The organism is Streptomyces sp. R28 (assembly GCF_041052385.1).
GTDB lineage: Bacteria > Actinomycetota > Actinomycetes > Streptomycetales > Streptomycetaceae > Streptomyces.
Window position 1 is genome coordinate 290185 of record NZ_CP163439.1, and the last position, 23671, is coordinate 313855.

Consider the following 23671-nt stretch of genomic DNA (forward strand, 5'->3'; position numbering starts at 1 on the left):
AGTTTCGACCCCCGGCCGGGCCTGGTGCCCGGCCTCGAGCACGGCGGAGGTGAACCATGGGCAGGACCAAGACGAAGACCCGGACCAGAACCGGGACGATCGGCCGCATCCCGGTACGGGACGTACAGCCGGCCGTGGAGTGCGGCAGGCACCCGGCGAAGGCGGTCGCGGGAGAGACCTTCGAGGTCACCGCCACCGTGTTCCGCGAAGGCCATGACGCCGTGGCCGCCAATGTCGTGCTGACCGATCCGGAGGGCCGTCCCGGTCCGTGGACGCCGATGCACGAGCTGACGCCGGGGAGCGACCGCTGGGGCGCCAAGGTGACGCCGGCCTCGGTGGGGCACTGGACCTTCCAGGTGGAGGCCTGGAGCGATCCGGTGGCCACGTGGCGCCACACGGCCCGGATCAAGGTCCCGGCCGGCATCGACGTCGGGCTCGTCCTGGAGGAGGGCGGCGAGCTGTACGAGCGTGCGGCGGCCGCGGTGCCCGACGCCGCGGGGTGGGCGACCGTGCAGGCCGCCGCGGAGGCGTTGCGGGACGACTCACTGCCGCCCGTGTCACGGCTGGAGGCGGCGTTCGCGGCCAACGTGGATGCGGTGTTGGGGCGGTATCCGTTGCGGGATCTGGTCACCGTGACGGATCCGCTGCCGCTGCTGGTGGAGCGCGAGCGGGCCCTGTACGGCTCCTGGTACGAGTTCTTCCCCCGCTCCGAGGGCACCCCGCAGCAGCCCCACGGCACCTTCCGCACCGCCGCACGGCGGTTGCCGGCGATCGCCGCGATGGGCTTCGACGTGGTCTACCTCCCGCCCATCCACCCCATCGGCACGACCTTCCGCAAGGGCCAGAACAACACCCTCTCCGCCGGCCCCGAAGACGTCGGCGTGCCCTGGGCGATCGGCTCCCCCGAAGGCGGCCACGACGCCGTCCACCCCGACCTGGGCACCATCGAGGACTTCGACCACTTCGTGGCCCGGGCAACGGAACTCGGCCTGGAGATCGCCCTCGACTTCGCCCTGCAGTGCTCCCCCGACCACCCCTGGGTCCACAAACACCCCGAGTGGTTCCACCACCGCGCCGACGGCACGATCGCCTACGCCGAGAACCCGCCGAAGAAGTACCAGGACATCTACCCCATCGCCTTCGACGCCGACATGGACGGCCTGATCACCGAGACCCTGCGCGTCCTGCGGCACTGGATGGCCCACGGCGTGCGGATCTTCCGCGTCGACAACCCGCACACCAAACCGGTCGTGTTCTGGCAGAAGGTCATCGCGGACATCAACCGCACCGACCCGGACGTGATCTTCCTGGCCGAGGCGTTCACCCGCCCGGCGATGATGCACACCCTCGCCCAGATCGGCTTCCAGCAGTCGTACACCTACTTCACCTGGCGCAACAGCAAGCAGGAACTCACCGAGTACCTGACCGAGCTGTCCGGCGAGGCGGCCGCCTACATGCGGCCCAACTTCTTCGCCAACACCCCCGACATCCTGCACGAATTCCTCCAGCACGGCGGACGGCCCGCCTTCGAGCTCCGCGCCGTGCTGGCGGCCACCCTCTCCCCCACCTGGGGCATCTACAGCGGCTACGAGCTCTGCGAGAACACCCCCCTGCGCAACGGCAGCGAGGAGTACCTCCACTCGGAGAAGTACCAGCTGCGGCCCCGCGACTGGGAAGCCGCCGCACGCGAAGGCCGCACCATCGCCCCCCTGATCACCCAGCTCAACGCCGTCCGACGGAGCCACCCCGCCCTCCACCGGCTCAGGAACCTCCGCTTCCACCAGACCGACAACGACGCGCTCATCGCGTACAGCAAACGCACGGGCCCGGACACCGTTCTGGTGATCGCCAACCTCGACCCTCACCACACCCAGGAGGCCACGGTCTCGTTGGACATGCCGCAACTCGGCCTGGACTGGGATGCCTCCCTGTCCGTGCACGACGAACTGACGGGTGAGACCTACCGCTGGGGCAGGACCAACTACGTACGCCTGGAGCCCGGCAGGGCGCCCGCGCACGTGCTCCACGTCCAGGCATCACCACCGCAGATCGGAGGGTCTCCCGCGTCATGACCGTCAACGAGCCCGTGCTGGACACCTTCGAGGACACCCCTGCCAAGGATCGTGACCCGGATTGGTTCAAGCGCGCCGTCTTCTACGAGGTCCTGGTCCGCTCCTTCCAGGACAGCAACGGCGACGGAGTCGGCGACCTCAAAGGCCTCACCGCCAAACTCGACTACCTGCAATGGCTCGGCGTCGACTGCCTGTGGCTGCCGCCCTTCTTCAAATCACCCCTGCGCGACGGCGGCTACGACGTCTCCGACTACACCGCCGTACTGCCCGAATTCGGCGACCTCGCCGACTTCGTCGAATTCGTCGACTCCGCCCACCAGCGCGGCATGCGGGTCATCATCGACTTCGTCATGAACCACACCAGCGACCAGCACCCGTGGTTCCAGGAATCGAGGAAAGACCCCGACGGCCCCTACGGCGACTACTACATGTGGGCCGACGACGACAAGCAGTACGCCGACGCCCGCATCATCTTCGTCGACACCGAAGCCTCCAACTGGACTTACGACCCGGTCCGAGGGCAGTACTTCTTCCACCGCTTCTTCTCCCACCAACCCGACCTCAACTACGAGAGTCCGGCTGTCCAGGAGGAAATCCTGGCCGCCCTGCGCTTCTGGCTGGACCTCGGCATCGACGGATTCCGGCTCGATGCCGTGCCCTATCTGTACGCGGAGGAGGGCACGAACTGCGAGAACCTTCCCGCGACCCATGAGTTTCTGAGGCGTGTCCGCCGTGAGATCGACGCGATGTATCCGGACACCGTGCTGCTGGCGGAAGCGAACCAGTGGCCGGAGGACGTCGTCGATTACTTCGGTGATTACCAAAACGGTGGCGACGAATGCCACATGGCCTTCCACTTCCCCGTCATGCCCCGGATCTTCATGGCGGTACGGCGGGAATCCCGCTACCCGGTCTCGGAAATCCTCGCCAAGACGCCGGCCATCCCCACCGGCTGCCAGTGGGGCATCTTCCTGCGCAACCACGACGAGCTGACCCTCGAAATGGTCACCGACGAAGAACGCGACTACATGTGGGCGGAATACGCCAAGGATCCCCGCATGCGCGCCAACATCGGCATCCGCAGGCGGCTCGCCCCGCTCCTCGACAACGACCGTCATTCGATCGAGCTGTTCACCGCCCTGCTGCTCGCCCTGCCGGGCAGCCCGATCCTCTACTACGGCGACGAGATCGGCATGGGCGACAACATCTGGCTCGGCGACCGCGACGCCGTCCGCACACCGATGCAGTGGACCCCGGACCGCAACGCCGGCTTCTCCTCCTGCGACCCGGGACGCCTCTGCCTCCCCACGATCATGGACCCCGTCTACGGCTACCAGGTGACGAACGTCGAGGCCTCCATGGCCTCCCCGTCCTCGCTCCTGCACTGGACCCGCCGCATGATCGAGATCCGCAAGCAGAACCCGGCCTTCGGACTCGGCACCTACACCGAACTCCAGTCCTCCAACCCGGCGGTGCTCGCCTTCCTGCGCGAATACGAGGACGACCTCGTCCTGTGCGTGAACAACTTCGCGCGCTTCGCGCAGCCCACCGAGCTCGACCTGCGCGAGTTCAGCGGACGCCACCCGGTCGAGCTGTTCGGCGGGGTCCGCTTCCCGGCGATCGGTGAGCTGCCGTATCTGCTGACCCTCGGGGGCCACGGCTTCTACTGGTTCCGGCTCTCCCGAGTCGCATCCCGCATCGGCAGACGACTTTGAGCGTGGGCTTCGAGCGTGTGCCGAGGAAAGGACGGGTCACCATGCAGAAGACCGCATCTCCCCGACCGAGCCGTACGGTCGACGCGAGCCCCATGGCCTCGCTCGCCGGACTGCTGCGCGAGTGGCTGCCACGGCAGCGCTGGTTCGCGGGCAAGGACCGGCCCGTCACGGACCTCGCGCTGCTCTCCATGACGGAGCTGTTCCCGGGCTGTCTGCATCTGCTGGTGCACGCCGGTCACTCGGGGGTCCCCGCGCCCGGTGGGGCTCCCCCGGCCGGTGACTGCTACCAGCTGCTGCTCGGCGTACGGCAGCATCTGTCGCCGCGGCTCGGCCGGGCGCTCATCGGGCGGGCGGAGGAAGGGCCGCTGGCCGGTCTGACGGTCTTCGACGCGTTGCAGGACCCGCGGTCGGCCCAGCTGCTTCTGGAACGGCTGCGGCATCCGGGCGCGGCCGGCCCGCTGCGCTTCGAGGCGGACCCGTCCGTGTCGGTGCCGACGGCTCTTGTGCCGCGGCTGCTGGACGCGGAGCAGTCCAACTCCTCTCTGGTGTACGGCGACACGTACATCCTCAAGCTCTTCCGGCGCATCCAGCCGGGCGTCAACCCCGACCTGGAGCTGTCCGGCGCGCTGGCCGAGCAGGGCTGCCGTCGCGTACCGGCCCCCTTGGCCTGGTTCCGGACGACGCATCCCTGGGAGGCGACGCTCGGTGTGCTGCAGCCGTTCCTGCGGGACGCCTCCGACGGCTGGACGCTGGCGCTCGACGCGCTGGCCTCGGCCGGCGACTTCACGGCGGAGGCCCGTCAGTTGGGGCGGGCGACGGCGGAAGTGCATCTGGCGCTGGCCTCGGCCTTCCCCTCCCGGGCCCACGGCGAGAACGGGCGTACGGCGGCGGCGATGACGGAGCGCCTGGAGATCGCCGCGCACTTCGTCCCCGCCCTCCAGCCCTACGTCCCCGGCCTGCGCACCGCCTTCGGCGCCCTCGCCAGCTGCGATCCCGGGCCGCCCGCCCAGCGCATCCACGGCGACCTGCACCTGGGACAGGTGCTGCGGGCCGGCCGTGAATGGTTCGTCATCGACTTCGAGGGCGAGCCGTCCCGCCCGCTCGCCGAGCGGCGCGGCCTCCACTCGCCGGTGCGGGACATCGCCGGCATGCTCCGTTCCTTCGACTACGCCGCCCGGCAGCGCCGCCCGTGGCGTCCGGAGTGGGCACGCCGCTGCCGGGAGGCCTACTGCGCCGGCTATGCCGCCCTCGCCGGGTGGGACCCCCGCAAGAAGCACGGCTTGCTGCGTGCGTATGAGACCGACCGCGCCGTGTACGAGGTGCTGTACGAGGCCCGGCACCGACCCGACTGGTTGCCCGTACCGATGGCGGCGATCGAACGCCTCGCCGTGAGAGGAGCCTGACCCCATGGCCCTGCACGAGACCTCGCGCCCCGAATCGGCCGGCCCGGGCCGCCGCGGCGCCGCGCCTGTCCTGGACCCGTCCGACCGGGAGCGCCTGCTGTCGGGCGCCCACCACGATCCGCACGCGCTGCTCGGCGCGCATCCCGTCCCGGGCGGGATCGCCTTGCGGGCACTGCGCCCGTTCGCACGTGCGGTGAGCGTCATGGTCGACGGCGAGCGCACCGCGCTCGTCTCGGAGGGCGACGGCCTCTTCTCCTGCGTGCTGCCGCTGGACGCGATCCCCGCGTACACGCTGCTGGTCTCGTACGAGGAGAGCGGGGCCGACGAGCGCGAGGTCCACGACCCGTACCGCTTTGTGCCCGCCCTCGGCGAGCTCGACCTGCACCTCATCCGCGAGGGCCGGCACGAGGAGCTGTGGAGGGCGCTCGGCGCCGAGCCGATGACCCACCAGGGCGTGGCCGGTACCCGCTTCACGGTCTGGGCGCCCAACGCCCGGGGCGTGCGGGTCGCCGGCGACTTCACCTGCTGGGACGGGACGGCGTTCCCGATGCGGTCCCTCGGGGCGTCCGGGGTGTGGGAACTGTTCCTGCCGGGTATCGGCGAGGGCGCCCGGTACAAGTTCGAGATCACCTCCCGGTACGGTCACCGCTTCCTCAAGGCAGACCCGATGGCGCGCTGCGCGGAGGTCCCGCCCGACACGGCGTCGATCGTGCACGCCTCGCACTACGAGTGGGGCGACGAGAGGTGGATGGCGCACCGGGGTGACGTCCCGGTGCACCAGGCCCCCTTCTCGGTGTACGAGGTTCATCTCCCGTCGTGGCGGGCGGGTCTGACGTACCGCGAACTCGCCGAGGAGCTGCCCGCGTACGTCCGCGACCTCGGTTTCACCCATGTCGAGTTCATGCCGGTCGCGCAGCACCCCTTCGCCGGTTCCTGGGGCTACCAGGTCACCGGCTTCTACGCGCCGACCGCGCGGCTCGGGACGCCGGACGACTTCAAGTACCTGGTGGACGCCCTGCACCAGGCCGGCATCGGCGTGATCGTGGACTGGGTGCCGGCCCATTTCCCCAAGGACGACTGGGCGCTGGCCCGGTTCGACGGGGACCCGCTGTACGAGCCCGGAGACTCGCGGCGTGCCGAGCATCCGGACTGGGGGACGTTCGAGTTCGACTACGGACGTACCGAGGTGCGCAACTTCCTCGTCGCCAACGCCACGTACTGGTGCGAGGAGTTCCACATCGACGGGCTCCGGGTGGACGCCGTCGCCTCCATGCTCTACCTCGACTACTCGCGGGAGTCCGGGCAGTGGGCGCCGAACGCCTTCGGCGGCCGGGAGGACCTGGACGCGATGGCGTTCCTGCAGGAGATGAACGCGACCGTGTACCGGCGCAACCCGGGGGTCGTCACGATCGCGGAGGAGTCGACCGCCTGGGGCGGGGTGACCCGGCCCACCGACAGCGGCGGGCTGGGGTTCGGGCTGAAGTGGAACATGGGCTGGATGCACGACTCGCTGCAGTACATGGCCAAGGAGCCGGTGCACCGCAAGTACCACCACGACGAGATGACCTTCTCGATGGTGTACGCCTACAGCGAGAACTACGTGCTCCCCATCTCCCACGACGAGGTCGTGCACGGCAAGCAGGCGCTGGTCTCCAAGATGCCCGGCGACTGGTGGCAGCGGCGCGCCAACCACCGGGCGTATCTGGGCTTCATGTGGGCCCACCCCGGCAAGCAACTGCTCTTCATGGGCCAGGAGTTCGCCCAGGGCGCGGAGTGGTCCGAGGCGCACGGTCCCGAGTGGTGGCTGCTGGATCCCGGGTACGCGTCCGCGGGTGACCATCGGGGCGTGCGGGAGCTGGTCCGTGACCTCAACACCTTCTACCGGGCGACGCCAGCCCTGTGGGAGCGGGACACCGACCCCGCCGGCTTCCAGTGGGTGCTCGGCGACGCCGCCGAGGACAACGTCTTCGCCTTCCTCCGGTTCGGCGCCGACGGCGATGTCCTGCTCGCCGTCTCCAACTTCTCCCCCGTCGTCCGTCACGACTACCGCCTCTGGGTGCCGGACCACATCGAGGCCTGGCAGGAGACCCTCAACACCGACGCCGCGCACTACGGCGGCAGCGACGTCACCAACCCCGACCCCCTCAAGCCGCAGGACGGGCACATCCGGCTCACGCTGCCTCCGCTCGCGACGGTGTGGTTGTCGCCCTGATCCGGTGCGTCCGCGCTGGGCTGCCCGCACCGGGCATGCTGCTCTCCGCGGGCGGGGTCTCGCCGGGTGGTACGCCGCCGCCGGGCTCGAGGCCGGTGGTGTGCTCGGGCTCCGGATCGGGGTTCGGGCGGCGGTTTGGTGCGGAATTCGGATCAGGGTTCGAATGTGTCATGTCACCCGGGTTCCCCACTGGGCCGAGATCACCGAACGGGGTCAATTGTCAGTTCCGGGCACCGTCCGCTCTTACCTGGGCTAGATTCGGGCAGCGCCGATAACAGTACTCATCGGTGACGTCACACCCGGTACGCACCAGGAGCAGCGCATGCGCGATCTCGGCCTCGCTCCCCCGACCGTCACGCCCCTGACCGGAGGGCTCGCCGACAGCGTCTTCGAGACGGCGGCCCTCGATCCCACACTACCGATGCTCGCGCGCCACCCCGATGCATCCTCCACCACCTGGGAGGAGGTGACCGCCGCGGAACTGCGCGACGAGGTGACCGATCTGGCCAAGGGGCTGATCGCGTCCGGAATCTCGCCGGGCCACCGCGTGGCCATCATGGCCCGCACGCGTTACGAGTGGACGGTGCTCAGCTACGCGCTGTGGACGGTGGGCGCCGAGGTGGTCCCGATCTATCCGACGTCGTCGCGCGACCAGGTCGAGTGGATCCTGCGGGACGCCGAGTGCGTGGCCGTCGTCGTCGAGGACGAGCAGGCGATCATGACGGTCGGCTCCGTGTGCGGATCGCTGCCGCAGTTGCGCCACGTCTGGCAACTGGACACGGGAGGGCTGCAGCAGCTTGTGGAGCGGGGCGAGTTCGTTCCACTCGCCACGGTCGAGTCGCTGCGCCGCATCGTGCTGCCGGACTCCACCGCCGCGGTCATGTACACCTCCGGCACGACGGGCCGTCCGCTGGGCTGCGCGCTGAGCCACCGCGGTCTGGCGAGCCCCTGCGACACACTCCTCGCGGGCTGGGGCCACACCGTGATCCCGCCCGGCGAGCAGCAGGGCTCGGTGCTCGCCTTCCTGCCGTTCTCCCATGTGTACGGCCTCCTGGTGCAGGCGCTGTGCGTCCGCGGCGGAATGCTGATGGGGCACGAACCCGACCTCAGCGAGGCGGCCCTGTCGTCGGCGCTGCGCACCTTCCGCCCCACCTACTTCTGCGCCGTACCGTCGATCTTCGAGAAGATCTACAAGAACTTCCTGCGTGCGGCTCAGCAGACGGGCCGCGGCGCGCTGTTCGAGCGGGCCGCCGACACGGCACGGGACTTCGCGGCGGCCCTGGAGCGGCACCGGCTGGGCGGCGGGCCCGGCCCGGGTTTCGATCTGCGGCTGCAACACGCCCTGTACGAGCGGACCGTGTACCGCAAGCTGCGGGCCGCCATGGGCGGCAGAGTGTGCCGCGCGACGTCCGGCGGCTCGCCCCTGAACCGTGAACTCTCCCTGTTCTACGAGGGCATCGGCGTCTATGTGAACGACGGCTACGGCCTCACCGAGACCTGCGGCGGGGTCACGGCGCAGCCGGTGGGCCGGGAGATGTCGGGGACGGTCGGGCAGGCACTGCCGGGCGTGGACATCCGGGTGGCCGACGACGGGGAGATCCTGGTGCGCGGGCCGTCGGTGTTCCAGGGCTATGTCAACGACGACGCCTCGACACGGGCGGCGCTGCGCGGCGGCTGGCTGGCCACCGGGGACCTGGGGCGGCTGGACTCCGAGGGGTATCTGACGATCACCGGGCGCAAGAAGGACGTCATCATCACCAGCAGCGGCAAGAGCGTCTCCCCGGCGCTCCTGGAGCAGCGCCTGAGGCAGCATCCGATGATCCATCAGGCGGTGGTCGTGGGCGACAACCGGCCCTGCGTCGGCGCCCTGATCACCCTGGACCCGGACTTCCTGGCGTACTGGCGCGAGTCCCTCGCGGTGCGCAGCGACGCGCGTGTCAGGGAGGCGCGGGAGGAGAACGCGCTGCGGGAGGAGCTCGCCCGGGCCGTGGCCGCGGCCAACAGCGCGGTGTCCCGCTCGGAGTCCATCCGCGTCTTCCGGGTACTGCCGGAGCCGTTCGACGTGGCCAGTGGTCTGCTGACGCCGTCGATGAAGCTGCGCCGGGACGCGATCGTGCGGCACTACGCGCAGCAGATCGACGCGATGTACCAGGCCCGCTCGCGTGCGCCCCGGGAACAGGTGGTGGACGAGCTGGCGCACTGGGACGACGCGGACAACGTCTTCCGCTGACCGCTGACCGCGCGCGTTCCTCCGGTGAGGTGGCGGAGCGCGCGCCGTTCAGCCCGTTGGTCGCCGTCGTTGGTCCGAGGTGGGGACCCTGCACGTCGGTCACGTACATGAACTGCGGCCCTGACTTGGACGAACGACTGGGGCGGTAGATCCAGACCAATCGCCCGTCAAAGATCACGCGTACATGTCTTTCGCTTCCGAACCGGTGTGCTCCCGCGCCGGTTGGGGCAGGGTGGCTGTCGACGGGTTCATCTGCCTGCCGCACCCGGCTGGCGGAACGACCGGTGGCGCGGTGGGATCGATGCGTGCGAAGCAGCGATTCAGGGGCAGGCGAACGACGTCGAGGCAGACCGCCTGGAGCCGCAGAAGGGAAGATCACCGTGACACGACCCAGGATCCTGGTGGTTGGCGCAGGCTTCGCCGGAGTTGGCTGCGTTCGCCGACTGGAACGCAAACTCTCCCCGGACGAAGCCGAGATCACCTTGGTGACGCCGTCCTCCTACCAGCTCTACCTGCCACTTCTCCCTCAGGTCGCCTCCGGCGTCCTGACGCCCCAGTCGATCGCCGTGTCCCTGCGTCGCAGCCGCAAGTACCGCACCCGGATCATTCCGGGCGGCGCCATCGGCGTGGACCTCGCGGCCAAGACCTGTGTCATCCGCACCATCACCGACGAGGTCGTCAACGAGCCGTACGACTACATCGTGCTGGCCCCCGGGAGCATCACCCGCACATTCGACATCCCTGGGCTCACCGACAACGCGTACGGCATGAAGACGCTCGCGGAGGCCGCCTATCTCCGCGACCACGTCATCTCCCAGCTGGACCTCGCCGACGCCAGCCACGATCCGGCCGAGCGCGCCGCACGGCTGCAGTTCGTGGTGGTCGGCGGCGGTTACGCGGGCACCGAGACAGCCGCGTGCCTGCAGCAGCTGACGCACAACGCGGTCAAGCGCTATCCGCGGCTCGACCCGAAGCTGATCAGGTGGCATCTGATCGACATCGCGCCGAGGCTGATGCCCGAGCTCGGCGAGAAGCTGGGCAGTGACGCCCAGGAGATCCTGCGCAAGCGGGGCATCGAGATCTCCCTGGGCGTGTCCATCGCGAAGGCGGGTCCCGACGAGGTCACCTTCACCGACGGCCGCGTCGTGCCCACCCGGACCCTGATCTGGACCGCCGGCGTCGTCGCCAGCCCGCTCATCGGCACGCTCGGCGCGGAAACGGTCCGGGGACGGCTCGCGGTGACGGCCGAGATGAACCTGCCGGGCCACGACGGTGTGTTCGCCCTCGGCGACGCCGCCGCGGTCCCCGACGTGGCGAAGGAGGAGGAGGGCGCCGTCTGCCCGCCTACCGCCCAGCACGCCATGCGCCAGGGCAAGGTCGTCGCCGACAACGTCATCGCGGCCCTGCGCAACCAGCCGCTGCGGCCGTACAAGCACAAGGACCTCGGCCTGGTCGTCGACCTCGGCGGCCGCGACGCCGTCTCCAAGCCCCTCGGTGTCGAACTGAAGGGCCTGCCCGCCCTCGCCGTCGCCCGTGGCTACCACTGGTCGGCGCTGCGCACCAACGTCGCCAAGACCCGCGTCATGACGAACTGGCTGCTCAACGCCGTCGCCGGGGACGATTTCGTGCGCACCGGGTTCCAGTCCCGCAGTCCGGCCAAGCTCAAGGACTTCGAGTTCAGTCACGCGTATCTGACGCCGGAGCAGCTGAAGGCGCAGGTCACCGGGGAGGACGGCGCCGAGGGGAAGGATGGGTGACCCCGGGTGCCCGATGGGCGACCCGAGGGGTGAACGTGACGGCCTCGGCCGAGCCGCGGTTCGTGGCGTGAACGAGGAGAGAGCGGGAGAGAGTACGGCGGCGTGAGGGCAGTGGGACGGCCGGTCCGGGCGCGACTGCGTGACCGTGTCGCGGCGTCGGACCCCGGCCTGCTGCGGCTGACCGCGGGGCTGCGCACGGCGGGCGCGATCGCCCTCGCGGTCGCCGTGCTCGCCCTGCTGGGCACCGATGTGACCCACCTGGTGGCGGGGGCCCTGGCGGCGATGGTCGCCACCTTCGCCATCCGGGAGAAGCAGCGCGGACAGCAGGCCGTCACGCTCGCCCTGGGCCTGCCGGTGGCGCTGGTGTCCATGACGCTGGCGGCGGCGCTGCACAGCCGTGTCGTGGCCGGCGACCTCGTCTTCGTCGCGCTCATCTTCTGTGCCGTCTACGGCCGCAGGTTCGGCGACCGCGGCACCGCGCTCGGCCTGATCGGCTTCCAGATCTACTTCGTGTCCCTGTTCGTCGGCGCCACCGTCTCCGGTCTGCCCGAGCTGTACGGCGCGGTCGCCGTGGCCTTCGTGTGCAGCGCGCTGGTGCGTTTCGCCGTCGTCCCCGAGACGCCGACGGGGGTGCTCGAGCGGCTGCGCGGGGCCTTCCGCGCCCGGCTGGCCCAGCTGCTGTCCGCGCAGCTCGACCTGCTGGACGCCGGTCCTGACGATGCGGACCGGGCGCTGGAGGGCGTGCGCGAGGGCACGGGGCGGCTGCATGAGACGGCGCTGCTGATCCAGGGCCGGCTGGCGGAGGGGACCACCGACGAGGCCGTGGCCCGGCTCGTCCAACGGCGCGTCGCGGACGCCGAGATCGCCGCCGAGCGCCTCGGGCTGTCGCTGCTCGCCGCCCGTGGCGCCGAGCGGGCGGACACGCTGGCCCTGCATCTGCCGGGAGCGCCCTTCCCCTCGGGCGGCCGACTGCCCGTACGGGACGAGGGGACCGCCGCGCTGCGACGTGACCTCCAGGCGCTGCGCCTGCTCGTCCTGCGTCCGGTCGACCAGGCCACCGGAACCGCGCTGTCCCGCGTCCGCAATCGGCTCCTCGGCTACCGGGACGAGGAGAACCTACCCGACGCCTCCCCCGCCGTGCAGGACGTCTTCCGGGCCGTCGGCGAGGCCGCCCGCGCGGTCCTCGGGCTGCGGATCGCCCTCGGCGGACCCCAGGACGAGTCGGACGACACCCCGGCCACGGCCCGTTCGCGCGAGGAACTGGACGCGGAGGACGCCGTACTCGACGCCGACACGGAGGAGGACCCGCACAAGCCCACCGGGCTGCGGCGGCCCACCACACGGGCCGCCGTGCAGGTGGCCGTCGGGTCGACGCTGGCCATGATCGGCGGCGAGCTGCTGTCCCGGGACCGCTGGTACTGGGCGGTGCTGACCTGCTGGATCGTGTTCCTCAACACCGCGTCCACGGGCGAGATCCTGGTCAAGGGCTACCGCCGTCTGCTGGGCACCGTGCTCGGCGTCCTGGCCGGGATCGTGCTGGCGGGCGCCGTCGGACGCCATACCTGGACGGCGTTCGCGCTGGTGCTGCTGTTCGTCTTCGCGATGTTCTACTCGGCACCGCTGTCCTACACGCTGGTGTCGTTCTTCGTCACCGCGGCGCTCGGGCTGCTCTACACCCTGCTGCACACCTACAGCCTCTCGGTGCTCGTGCTGCGCATCGAGGAGACGGCGCTCGGCGCGGCCTGCGGGGTGATCGCTGCCGCGCTGGTCCTGCCGGTGCAGACGGACCGCCGGACGAACGAGCTCCTCGCCACGGTCCTGGGACGGCTCGGCGAGGTCACCCGCAGCGCCGTCGAGCAGCTCAGCGGCGGGCCTGAAGTCGACCTGCTCGACCAGGCGCGTGACCTGGACCAGGCGCTGGCCGATCTGCGTGCCGCCACCCAGCCCCTCACGCATCCGGTCACGCCCCTGCGGGCCCGCCGGGAGACCGCTCGCTACGTCGTCGCGCTGCTGGAGACGTGCGCCTACCACGCGCGTGCGCTGGCCGCGACCGCCGAGCTGCTTCCCACCCATCCCTCGATCGCGGCGGATCCCCGGTTGCGCCGGGCCGCGGGGCGCATCGCGCACAACATCGAGGCGATCGCAGCCCACGTCACCGACGAACACGCCACGACCCGGATCGAGACCGGTCCGAGCATCGCCTCGCTCCTCGGACCGCCCGCCCCCGGCGCACCGCGCTACGGCCGGGTCACCGACCGTGTCCTGCGGCATCTGCAGCGTCTCGACGAGGGTGTGGCCGGTCTGGCCCGTCCGCTGGGGGTGCCGGTGAAGGCATCGGAGGGCTGACCGCGCATCGGGCCGATACCGCGGGGTACGCGGATGACATGACCGATGTCGTGGACTCAGACGAACTGATGCGGCGCATGCAGCGCGCCAGGGCCTGTGCCCGGCAGGAGGAGCGGACGTGGCGGGCGAGGAGCGAGCAGCTGCGGTCGGCCGACCCCGACGGGGCCCGCGACGCCGCCGTACGGACCCTGGCCTACGAGGCCGTGGTCACGGTGCTGGAGGAGATCCTGACCCCGGGCAAGCACCCCGAGCGGCCCTGAGACAGGGATCGAAGTGAAACAGGGCCGAAGCTGAACAGGACCGAAGTGAAACCGGTCACGTACCCCGGTTTTGGTTACGCAGAATCCCCGGAGATGGTTTACGGTTCATACATACGTGGTCGAGGGGTAGACCGTACAAGTCCCCCCGAACCACCACTAACGGCCCTGGCTGGCCTCCCCCGTCCGGCCAGGGCTTTTTAATGCCCTCGACGACCCGCCGCGCGCGGGCTCCCCGCCGAAACCGCCCTCCGCCGAGGTGCTCAGGGCGGCGGCAGCAGCTGAAATGGATCCAGGGAAAGCCCCGGAACCTCACTCGCCGGTGAGGAGCCCCGTGTCATGACCAAAGCGATCAAATTGCTGGCGGCCCTTCCGCCACCTCAACGTGAGCGCCTGATGTCGCTGGCCCGGGAGGTCTCCTTCCCGGAGGACGCCCGGATCTTCGAGGCGGGCGGTACGGCCGACCGCTTCTGGGTCATCCGCTCCGGCGCCGTCTCCCTCGACCAGCGGGTGACGTCGATCCAGCGGGTGACCGTCGCCAGCCTCGGCGCGGGCGATCTGCTCGGCTGGTCCTGGCTGTTCCCGCCGTACCTGTGGGACTTCGGTGCAGAGGCCTTCAGCCCCGTGCGTGCCTACGAGTTCGAGGCGGCGGCGGTGCTGCGGCTGTGCGAGGAGGATCCGGGGCTCGGGATGTCGCTGGTGCGGCATGTCGCCGAAATCCTCGCGCACCGGCTGGAGATGACGCGCGGCAGGCTGATGGAGCAGTACGGGCCACACCGGCGCAGTGCGATCTGAGCCTCAGACACGGTAGCGGCGCAGGGCGGGCAGCGCGGCGGCCAGCCCCAGCATGACGACGACCACCAGCAGCCCGCCGCCCACGGTCGCCGTACGCGCGCCGAAGGCCGAGCCGGCCGTGCCGTGCAGGACGTCGGCGAGGCGTGGGCCGCCCGCGACGACGACCGTGAAGACGCCCTGCATCCGCCCGCGCATCTCGTCGCTGGCGGCGGACAGCAGGATCGCCCCGCGGAAGACCATCGAGACCATGTCGGCGACTCCGGCGAGGGCCAGGAACAGCACCGCGAGCCACAGGCTGCTGCTCAGCCCGAAGCCGGTGATGGCCACGCCCCAGGCGACCACCGCGCCGATCACCATCCAGCCGTGCCGGCGGGCCCGGGAGAACGTGCCGGAGAACAGCCCGCCGGCCACCGCGCCGACCGGGATCGCCGCGAACAGCAGGCCGAGCGCGAGCCCTTCGCCGTACGACGCGTAGGTCTGGCTCGCGAGTTGCGGGAACAGGGCGCGGGGCATGCCGAAGACCATCGCGATGACGTCGGCGAGGAAGGACAGCAACAGCACCTTGTGCAGGGCGATGTAGCGGAAGCCCTCCGCGATCTCCCGCACGCCCGCGCGCCGCTTCGTGGTGGCCGTCGCGCCCGCGAGCGGCGGCAGGGCGGGCAACCGGACGACCGCCCAGACCGTGACGCACAGTGCCAGCGCGTCGATGAGGTACAGCTCGGCCAGGCCGATGACGGGTATGAGCACACCGGCCAGCAGCGGTCCGACGACCTGGCCGGTCTGCATGACGGTCGAGCCGAGGGCGTTCGCGGCGGGCAGTTCACCCGCGGGCACCAGGCGGGCGATGGAGGCGTTGCGGGCCGGGGCGTTGAGCCCCCAGAACGCCTGCTGCACGGCGAGCAGCACCATCAGGACCCACACCGACTCAAGGCCGGTGACGGCCTGGAGCCAGAACAGCACCGAGGTGACGGCGATGCCGCTGTTGGTGATCAGCAGCAGCTTGCGCCGGTCCATGCTGTCGGCGACCGCGCCGCCCCACAGGGCGAACACCACGAGCGGCAGCAGTCCGGCGAGGCTCGCGGCGCCGACCCAGGCCGAGGAGCCGGTGATGTCGTAGATCTGCTTGGGCACGGCGACCGCGGTGAGCTGGCTGCCGACGGCCGTGACGATGGTCGAGGACCACAGGCGGCGGTAGGCGGGGCGGCGCAGCGGCCGGGTGTCCATGGCCCAGCGGCGCCGGCCGCGCCGCTGGGGCGTCACCGAAGAGGGGTCCTTCTCCTGTGGTTCGGTACTGCTCTCGCTGGTGTCCACGGGCTTCCTGGATGCTCGTTACATCTTTCTCGTCGGGGATCACTATCGCAGCACCGGGCGGGTGTTCGGATCCGTATCTCAGCTTCCGGCGATGAGGCTGACCCCCAGAGCGATCATCGTCGCGGCCACCAGTCCGTCCAGCGCGCGCCAGGCCGCGGGCTTCGCGAGGTGCCGGCTCAGTAGCCGCGCGCCGAAACCGAGGGCGACGAACCAGCACAGGCTGGCGCATGCGGCACCGAGGCCGAACGTCCAGCGCATCGGGCCGCGGTCGGCGGCGACCGTGCCGAGCAGGAAGACCGTGTCGAGGTAGACGTGCGGATTGAGCCAGGTCATCGCGAGGCAGGCCAGCACCGCCCGGCGCCGTGACCCCGCCGCGTCGCCGTCGGTCAGCAGGGCACCGCTCGGCCGGAACACCCGGCGGGCGGCGAGAGCGCCGTAGCAGAGCAGGAACGCCCCGCCCACCCACGCGACCGCCTTCAGCACGCCGGGCCACGCCACCACCACCGCGCCGACGCCGGCCACGCCCAGGGTGATGAGGAGCGCGTCGGACAGGGCGCAGATGCCGACGACGGCGAGGACCGCGTCGCGGCGTATCCCCTGGCGCAGGACGAAGGCGTTCTGGGCGCCGATGGCGACGATCAGCGAGAGGCCGGTACCGAATCCGGCGGCCGCGGTGGTGAGGGCGTTGGTCATGGCATCGACGCTAGGGAAACGATCACTACAAGTACAGCTAAAGATTCTTACGTATCATTAGCGCTCGTGAAGACAGAGCTGACCGAGCTTCCCCTCGACCAGGTGCGGACACTGCTAGCCGTGGTGGACGAGGGCACCTTCGACGCGGCCGCCGCCGCGCTGCATGTGACGCCGTCGGCGGTGAGCCAGCGCGTGAAGGCGCTGGAGCAACGCACGGGCCGGGTGCTGCTGGTGCGGACCAAGCCGGTGCGGCCGACCGAGTCGGGTGAGGTCGTCGCCCGGTTCGCCCGCCAGCTGGCGCGGCTGGAGCGCGATGCGCGGGCCGAGCTCGGCATGAGCGGGGCCGGGGAGGCGACCCGGGTGTCGATCGCGGTCAACGCCGACTCGCTGGCGACCTGGTTCCTGGGGGCCCTCACGCGCGTGCCCCAGGAGCCACGGCTCAGCTTCGAGCTGCGGCGGGAGGACGAGAGCCGTACGGCGTCGATGCTGCGGGAGGGCCTGGTGATGGCGGCGGTGACCTCGTCACCGGATGCCGTGGCGGGGTGTTCCGTGCGTGCGCTGGGCCGGATGCGCTATCTGGCCGCGGCGAGCCCGCAGTTCGCCGAGCGGCACCTCGGCGGCGCGCTGCGGGACGCACTGGTCCAGGCGCCGGTGATGACCTTCGACCGCAGTGACGATCTCCAGGACACCTTCGTCCGCAGGCTCCGGCGCAGCCGCACCGGCGCGAGTGCCGTACGGCACTACGTCCCCACCTCGGAGGGCTTCCTGTCGGCTGTGACCGCGGGAATGGGCTGGGGCATGATCCCCGAGGCCCAGGCGGAGCCGCTCCTGAAGGACGGCCGCCTCGTGCAGCTGGCCCCGGAGCGGCCGGTCGACGTTCCGCTGTACTGGCAGCAGTGGAAGCTGCACTCGCCGGCGCTGGTCGCGGTGACGGAGGCGGTGACGGCAACGGCGACGGAGGCGCTGCGCGGCTGAGCAGGTCAGGCAGATTCCGCCGGCCGCACCGCACCGCCGTGAGGGGCGCGGGGCTGTATTGATGTGCGGCTCCGCCGCGTGGGCGCGATCAGCCGCAGCGGCGCCGCGGACGAAAGACGGCACCGCGCGGCAGTACCTCAGAAGGACTGCAACTGGGCGGCGGCACTGTCCAACAGCATCTCCAGCGCCGTCGGATAAGCGCTGGTCACCATCCGGGTCGCGAGCAGCGGCGCCGCCTCGGCGATCCGCGGATAGGCGGCACGCGGCAACCGGCCATACGTAGAGCGCCACACGTCCTCGTCAGCGCGCAGCGACTCGCTCGGCAGCGCCAGCGACGCCGCGTCGAGCGCGGCGAAGGCCAGCGTCTGGTCGATGAAGGCGTGGTAGATGCGCACGGTGTCCGACAGCGGGAATCCGGCGGTGCGCAGGATGTCCAGCACGGTCTCGTCGGCGGCGAGTTCGTTGGCCCGGCCGGTGACCCGGCTCGTCGTCAGCGCGGCGGCCTGCGGGTGGGCGACGTAGGCGGCGTGGATGCGCAGCCCGACGGCGCGCAGGTCGGCCCGCCACTGCCCCGTCGGCTCCCAGCCGTCCAGCGCCTGGCCGATGAGGGCGTCGCCGATGGCGAGGGTCAGCTCGTCCATGCCGCGGAAGTACCGGTACAGCGTGCTGGGGTCGGCGTCGAGGGCCAGGCCGAGGCGGCGGGCGGTGAGGCCGGCGCTGCCGTGTTCGCGCAGCATGCGCAGCGCCGTCTCGACGATCAGCCGCTCCGAGAGCACGGTGCCGCTCTTCGTGGGACGTCGTCGGCGCCGCTTCTCCTCCGGAACGACCGGTTTCGGCACCATGGCCCCGTCCTCCCCCTCCTTATGCCAACGCCATTGACCTTACGTGAGCGGGCGGCGTTGTATCTCCGGCGGGGCCCCACCACGTCGTAGACCTTCAGTCGAGGGAGTCTTGTCATGCGTGTACTGCTCGTGGGAGCCGGCGGGGTGGGTACCGCCCCCACCCGGATCGCGGCCCGGCGACCGTTCTTCGAGGCGATGGTCGTCGCCGACTACGACCTGGCACGGGCCGAGGCGGCCGTGGCGGCGCTCGGCGGTGACGCCCGGTTCCGGGCCGAGCGCGTCGACGCGAGCGACGAGGCGGCGGTGGCCGCGCTGCTGGAGCGGCACGCCTGCGACGTGCTCCTCAACGCCACCGACCCGCGGTTCGTGATGCCGCTGTTCCGGGCCGCGCGCACGGCCGATGCCACGTATGTCGACATGGCGATGTCGCTGTCGAGGCCGCATCCGGAGCGGCCGTACGAGGAGTGCGGGATCAAGCTGGGCGACGCCCAGTTCCAGCAGGCCGCCGAGTGGGAGAAGGCGGGTGCGCTGGCGCTCGTCGGCATGGGTGTGGAGCCGGGCCTGTCGGACGTCTTCGCCCGGCACGCGGCCGACGAACTCTTCGACGAGATCGAGGAGATCGGCGTCCGCGACGGCGCGAACCTCACCGTCGACGGCTACGACTTCGCGCCGTCCTTCAGCATCTGGACGACGATCGAGGAGTGCCTCAATCCGCCGGTGGTCCACGAGGTGGGCCGCGGCTGGTTCACCACCGAGCCCTTCAGCGAGCCCGAGGTGTTCGACTTCCCCGAGGGCATCGGCCCGGTCGAGTGCGTGAACGTGGAGCACGAGGAGGTGCTCCTGATTCCGCGTTGGGTCGACGCGCGCCGGGTGACCTTCAAGTACGGCCTGGGCGAGGACTTCATCCGTACGCTCAAGACGCTGCACCTGTTGGGCCTGGACCGCACCGAGCCGGTGACCGTGCCGAGCGCCGCCGGGCCGGTGGAGGTCTCGCCCCGGGACGTCGTCGCCGCGTGTCTGCCGGACCCGGCGACGCTGGGTGAGCGGATGCACGGCAAGACCTGTGCGGGGACCTGGGTGCGGGGCGTCAAGGACGGCAAGCCGCGCGAGGTGTACCTGTACCACGTGGTCGACAACCAGTGGTCCATGGCGGAGTACGGCTCCCAGGCCGTGGTGTGGCAGACCGCCGTCAACCCGGTCGTCGCCCTCGAACTCCTCGCCACCGGCGCCTGGTCCGGCGCGGGCGTGCTGGGCCCGGAGGCCTTCCCGGCCCGCCCCTTCCTGGATCTGCTGACGGCGTACGGTTCCCCGTGGGGCATGCGCGAACAGTGACCGGATTCGCCCGTGTCCCACGGGGTTTCACTTACGCATCGACAGGCGACTCGAAACCGAGTAATGCATCCACCGAGGGCACGTACGACGATCGCAGGTGAAATTGATGGACGACTGGCGAGACCACGCCGCCTGCCGCCATGAGGACCCCGACCTCTTCTACCCGATCGGCACATCCGGGCCGATGCTGCTGCAGACGGAGCAGGCCAAGGAGGTCTGCCGGCGCTGCTCGGTCCGGGAGCAGTGTCTGCGCTGGGCGCTCGACACGGAGCAGTTCATCGGGGTCTGGGGCGGCACGAGCGAGAACGAGCGCCGGGCGCTGCGGCGGCGGGCCCGACGAACCGGGTAACCGGCGGACCGGTGCCGACGCGTCGCGCGCGCGGCTCAGTCGGGTGCCGCGGCTCCCGGCAACCGCAGCGCGAACACGCAGCCGGCACCGGGCTCGCTCGCCACGTCGACGGTTCCCCCGTGCGCGGCGACCAGGTGCCGGACGATCGGCAGGCCCAGCCCGCTGCCTCCGGTACGTCGGCTGCGGGACTTCTCCGCGCGCCAGAACCGGTCGAAGACGTACGGCAGGTCCTCGGCGTCGATACCGGCCCCGGTGTCGGTGACCTCGAGGACCACGTCGTCGCCGTCCCGCCGGGCGGTGAGCGTGACGGTGCCGTCGGGCGGCGTGTGGCGCAGGGCGTTGGAGAGGAGGTTGCCGAGGGCCTGGCGCATGCGCACGGGGTCGGCGTCCAGCCAGGGGGTGCCGTCGGCCGTGGTGCGCAGGCTGACGCCCGCCGTGTGGGCGGCGACCCGGTGGGCGGCGGCCACCTGGTCGAGGAGTTCGTCGGCGCGGACGGGCTCACGGTGCAGGCGCAGGGTGCCGGCGTCGGCGGCGGCGAGGTCCTGGAGGTCGTCGATGACGCGCTGGAGGACGAGGGCCTCCTCGTGCAGCGAGGCGAGCAGGGCGGGGTCCGGGTCGACGACGCCGTCACGGGTGACTTCCAGCCAGCCGCGGATGTTGGTGAGCGGGCTGCGCAGTTCATGGGCGATGTCGCTGACCATCGCCTTTCGCTGGGCCTCCCACCGCTCACGCCGCTCGGTCAGGTCATTGAAGGCGGCGGCGAGGATGCCGGTCTCGTCGCGCGTGGTGACGGGGACACGCACATGCAGCTCGGGCGGCTGCTGCCCCGCCTCCGTCAGTGCCCGCAGCGGCCGAACGAGCCGGGTGGCGACGACGGCGGTCACGGCCACGGTGACCGCGAGCACGAGCCCGGCGGCGCCGACGACCTTGGCCTTGTTGGCCGGGGACATGTCGAAGCGGACGGCGGTGGTGTCGCCACCGCCCAGGAAGAGTTCGGCGACGGGGGCGACGTACGGGTCGAGTTGGGCGCGGCGTGCCCCGTCGGCACAGCGTTCCGCCGCACGCACGGCCTCGCGGTCGCCGGGCCTGACGTCCTTGCCCAGGAGGTAGCGGGTGCCCAGGCGTTGCTCGGTCACGTCGACGGCGACGAACTTGTTCATGCTCGGACCCATTCCGTGCTTGGCCAGGCACGCCTGGGAGCGCTCGGTCAGATCGGCCAGGGCCTTCTCCTCGGTCGGTGTGGGGGTGTTGAGCAGTCCGTCGGCGCATGCGTCGGGGACATGGCCGCCCGCGACGGGCCCGTCGTGGTCCGTGACGACGGGGCGGCCGCTCGGCGTCTGGACGACGTCGGCCTCGTAGCCGTTGCGGGCGAAGCACTTCTGCCGGACCAGGGCGAGCTTGGCCAGCCTGGCGCGCTCCTCGCCGGTCACCCGGTACGGGCCCACCACCCGCGGATCGATGCCGCCGCGCTGTGCTCCGCGCTCGGTGTACGTGTCGACGCGCAGCGGGTCGACGGTGGCGGCGGCACGGGGCGGCAGGGAGGTACCGGGCGGGGCCGAGTCGGCGATGGTCGTGCGGTCGGTCGTCGTCAGGGCGATACGGCGACCCGTGCGCGCGGACAGCGCCCGTACGGTGTCCTGCACTCCCCGCCACTCGGGGTGGGTCGCCGCGTAGCCGCTGAGGCGGGCAAGGACGTCCATGTCCTCCGCGAGGACCTGCCCCTGTTCCTCCCGCAGCGCCCGGGTGGTGGTCTCCACCGCGAGCCAGGCGGTCGCCGTCACCGAGCACACGGCGATCAGCACCGTGGCGATCAGCAGCCGGACCAGGAGGCGCTTGCGCAGCGGTACCCGCCGGTTCATCCGCGGCCGCCGCAGAGCTTGTAGCCGACGCCGAACACGGTCAGCAGCCGCACCGGCCTGCGCGGATCGGCCTCGATCTTCCTGCGCAGGTTCATGATGTGGACATCGACGGCCCGTTCGGTGGAGGCCCGGTCGGTGCCCCGGGTGCACTCCAGCAACTGCCGCCGGGAGAAGACCCGTTCGGGCTCGGCGGCCATGGCGAGCAGGATCTCGAACTCGGCCGGCGTGCACTCCACGGCGGCCCCGTCGCATCGCACCTCGTGCCGCCCGGGGTCGACGGCTATGCCCGCCGCGCGCACGACGGGTTCCTCCCGCCGGTCGACAGCACGCCCGCTGCGCCGCAGCACCGTGCGGATGCGGGCCATCAGCTCACGAGGGCTGTACGGCTTGGTCATGTAGTCGTCGGCCCCGAGTTCGAGGCCGAGAAGTACGTCGTCCTCGGTCGAACGCGCCGTCAGCATCAGCACAGGGATGTCGTCGTCCCGGCGCAGCACCCGGCACACCCCGAACCCGTCGATCACGGGCAGCATCAGGTCGAGGACGACGAGGTCCGGCCTGAGCCTGCGGGCGGCGTCGAGGGCGGCCGCCCCGTCGTGGACCACGGTGGCGGTGTGGCCCTCCGCCAGCAGGGAGCGGCGTATCAGTTCGGCCTGCATCTCGTCGTCCTCGGCGACCAGCACATGTGCGCACACGCGGCGGATCCTAAGCGGTCGGGGGTTTTTCAGCGGGCGAGCGACTTGGCGTCGCCCATGACGACGACGGGATGCCGGTCGGGGTCGAGCGTGCGCAGCAGCTCCCGCATGTGTTCCCGCGCGATGCTGACACAGCCCTGCGTCGGTCCGTCGTGGTCGACGTGCAGCCATATGCCGCCGCCTCGGCCCGCACCCATAGGGCGGGTCCAGTCGAGGGGCGAAGTGCCGGGCTTGCGGTTGTAGTCGATGGCGATCACGTAGTCGAAGGAGCCGGCGAGGGGCTCGCCCTCCGAGCCGGTGCCGGTGGCGGTGAATCCGACCCCGTGGTCGTACGGCAGCCTGGTCCCGGGGTCGCGGAGCAGGCCGCCGGCGTCCGTGAGTGTGAAGACCCCGATGGGTGAGCGCAGATCGCCGGCCCGGTGGTGGTCGCTCCAGCCGCGCAGGGCATTGTGGGCGGGCCAACTGCCACCGGCCTCCCAGCCGGCCTCGGTGCGCTCGTACAGGACGACGGTGGACCGCGGGGAGTTCTTGCCGCGTCCGGTGACGACGACGGCCTGCCGGGTCTGGGAGGGCACCTCGGCCCAGGTCTTCGGTCCCAGGCCGGGCAGTCTCCGCGGGGCGGCCCGCAGCGTGATCTCGGGCGTGGGCGCGTCCGTCGTCGGCGTGCCCGGCATGTCCGTGCCCGCCGTGGCCGTGGCGGCGCCGGGCTCGTGAGCCGGTGTCGCCACGGCTCCCCCGCCGCATCCGGTCAGCAACAGGAAGGCGGCCAGCAGCACGGCACGAGGTCGGTCGGTGATCATGACTCGACCTTGGCCGACACTTGTGAGGAAC

At 71.1% G+C, this 23671-nt stretch carries 18 protein-coding genes and 1 pseudogene; 12 read left to right on the forward strand and 7 right to left on the reverse strand.

From position 1 onward, the window contains the following. The first annotated feature begins 56 nt into the window (after positions 1–56). Genes AB5J49_RS01250 through glgB form a run of 4 tightly spaced genes read left to right on the forward strand, consistent with a single transcriptional unit; the run spans position 57 to position 7402 of the window. A complete protein-coding gene (locus tag AB5J49_RS01250) occupies positions 57–2072 on the forward strand; it encodes an alpha-1,4-glucan--maltose-1-phosphate maltosyltransferase (protein ID WP_369166574.1) in 2016 nt (671 codons plus the stop codon). After that, entirely contained in the window at positions 2069–3787 is a 1719-nt protein-coding gene (treS, locus tag AB5J49_RS01255; protein ID WP_369166575.1) for a maltose alpha-D-glucosyltransferase, read from the forward strand. The genes AB5J49_RS01250 and treS overlap by 4 nt, the downstream gene beginning before the upstream one ends. A 41-nt stretch (positions 3788–3828) precedes the next feature. Then, positions 3829–5190 (forward strand): maltokinase, encoded by a 1362-nt coding sequence (locus AB5J49_RS01260; RefSeq protein ID WP_369166576.1) that lies wholly within the window; start codon positions 3829–3831, stop codon positions 5188–5190. A 4-nt stretch (positions 5191–5194) separates the two neighbouring features. After that, entirely contained in the window at positions 5195–7402 is a 2208-nt protein-coding gene (gene glgB, locus AB5J49_RS01265; RefSeq protein ID WP_369166577.1) for a 1,4-alpha-glucan branching enzyme, read from the forward strand. A gap of 4 nt (positions 7403–7406) precedes the next feature. On the opposite strand, the pseudogene AB5J49_RS01270 reads toward glgB, so the two are convergent. Further along, positions 7407–7574, reverse strand: a pseudogene (locus tag AB5J49_RS01270) (DUF6480 family protein); the annotation flags it as partial. 150 nt (positions 7575–7724) lie between these two features. Here AB5J49_RS01270 and AB5J49_RS01275 point away from each other — a divergent pair. The 5 genes from AB5J49_RS01275 to AB5J49_RS01295 all read left to right on the forward strand — a co-directional run bounded on the left by AB5J49_RS01275 (position 7725) and on the right by AB5J49_RS01295 (position 14787). Beyond that, entirely contained in the window at positions 7725–9632 is a 1908-nt protein-coding gene (locus AB5J49_RS01275; RefSeq protein ID WP_369166578.1) for a long-chain fatty acid--CoA ligase, read from the forward strand. A 374-nt stretch (positions 9633–10006) separates the two neighbouring features. Further along, positions 10007–11389, forward strand: a complete 1383-nt coding sequence (locus AB5J49_RS01280) for an NAD(P)/FAD-dependent oxidoreductase (protein WP_369175013.1) — start codon at positions 10007–10009, stop codon at positions 11387–11389. A gap of 102 nt (positions 11390–11491) precedes the next feature. Beyond that, entirely contained in the window at positions 11492–13735 is a 2244-nt protein-coding gene (locus AB5J49_RS01285) for an FUSC family protein (RefSeq protein ID WP_369166579.1), read from the forward strand. A 38-nt stretch (positions 13736–13773) separates the two neighbouring features. Further along, positions 13774–13995, forward strand: a complete 222-nt coding sequence (locus tag AB5J49_RS01290; RefSeq protein ID WP_369166580.1) for a hypothetical protein — start codon at positions 13774–13776, stop codon at positions 13993–13995. Positions 13996–14331: 336 nt separating this feature from the next. Beyond that, complete coding sequence (locus tag AB5J49_RS01295; RefSeq protein WP_369166581.1) at positions 14332–14787, forward strand: cyclic nucleotide-binding domain-containing protein; 456 nt, start codon at positions 14332–14334, stop codon at positions 14785–14787. Between the two features lie 3 nt (positions 14788–14790). Here the strand turns inward: AB5J49_RS01295 and AB5J49_RS01300 are convergent, their stop codons facing one another. Further along, positions 14791–16098 carry an MFS transporter gene (locus AB5J49_RS01300; RefSeq protein ID WP_369166582.1) on the reverse strand — a complete coding sequence of 436 codons (1308 nt, stop codon included), beginning with the start codon at positions 16096–16098 and terminating at the stop codon, positions 14791–14793. Between the two features lie 78 nt (positions 16099–16176). Continuing rightward, a complete protein-coding gene (locus AB5J49_RS01305) occupies positions 16177–16791 on the reverse strand; it encodes a LysE/ArgO family amino acid transporter (RefSeq protein WP_369166583.1) in 615 nt (204 codons plus the stop codon). Between the two features lie 66 nt (positions 16792–16857). Here AB5J49_RS01305 and AB5J49_RS01310 point away from each other — a divergent pair, with 66 nt between their 5' ends. Further along, positions 16858–17766 (forward strand): LysR family transcriptional regulator ArgP, encoded by a 909-nt coding sequence (locus tag AB5J49_RS01310; RefSeq protein WP_369166584.1) that lies wholly within the window; start codon positions 16858–16860, stop codon positions 17764–17766. 137 nt (positions 17767–17903) lie between these two features. Here the strand turns inward: AB5J49_RS01310 and AB5J49_RS01315 are convergent, their stop codons facing one another. Further along, complete coding sequence (locus tag AB5J49_RS01315) at positions 17904–18605, reverse strand: TetR/AcrR family transcriptional regulator (protein WP_369175014.1); 702 nt, start codon at positions 18603–18605, stop codon at positions 17904–17906. Positions 18606–18722: 117 nt separating this feature from the next. On the opposite strand from AB5J49_RS01315, the gene AB5J49_RS01320 reads away from it, so the two are divergent. Both AB5J49_RS01320 and AB5J49_RS01325 read left to right on the forward strand, forming a co-directional pair. Further along, positions 18723–19940, forward strand: coding sequence for a saccharopine dehydrogenase family protein (locus AB5J49_RS01320; protein ID WP_369166585.1), 1218 nt, complete (start codon positions 18723–18725; stop codon positions 19938–19940). Positions 19941–20046: 106 nt separating this feature from the next. Further along, the gene (locus tag AB5J49_RS01325) at positions 20047–20289 is read left to right on the forward strand and encodes a WhiB family transcriptional regulator (protein ID WP_369166586.1); all 243 of its coding nucleotides are present in this window, start codon (positions 20047–20049) and stop codon (positions 20287–20289) included. Positions 20290–20324: 35 nt separating this feature from the next. On the opposite strand, the gene AB5J49_RS01330 is transcribed toward AB5J49_RS01325, so the two are convergent. From AB5J49_RS01330 to AB5J49_RS01340, 3 genes are read right to left on the reverse strand one after another with little or no spacing between them, the layout of a single operon-like run. Further along, entirely contained in the window at positions 20325–22148 is a 1824-nt protein-coding gene (locus tag AB5J49_RS01330) for an ATP-binding protein (RefSeq protein WP_369166587.1), read from the reverse strand. Beyond that, positions 22145–22840 (reverse strand): response regulator transcription factor, encoded by a 696-nt coding sequence (locus AB5J49_RS01335; protein WP_369166588.1) that lies wholly within the window; start codon positions 22838–22840, stop codon positions 22145–22147. Before AB5J49_RS01335 ends, AB5J49_RS01330 begins: the two co-directional genes overlap by 4 nt. A 29-nt stretch (positions 22841–22869) precedes the next feature. Continuing rightward, entirely contained in the window at positions 22870–23640 is a 771-nt protein-coding gene (locus AB5J49_RS01340; protein ID WP_369166589.1) for a L,D-transpeptidase family protein, read from the reverse strand. Between the last annotated feature and the right edge of the window lie 31 nt (positions 23641–23671).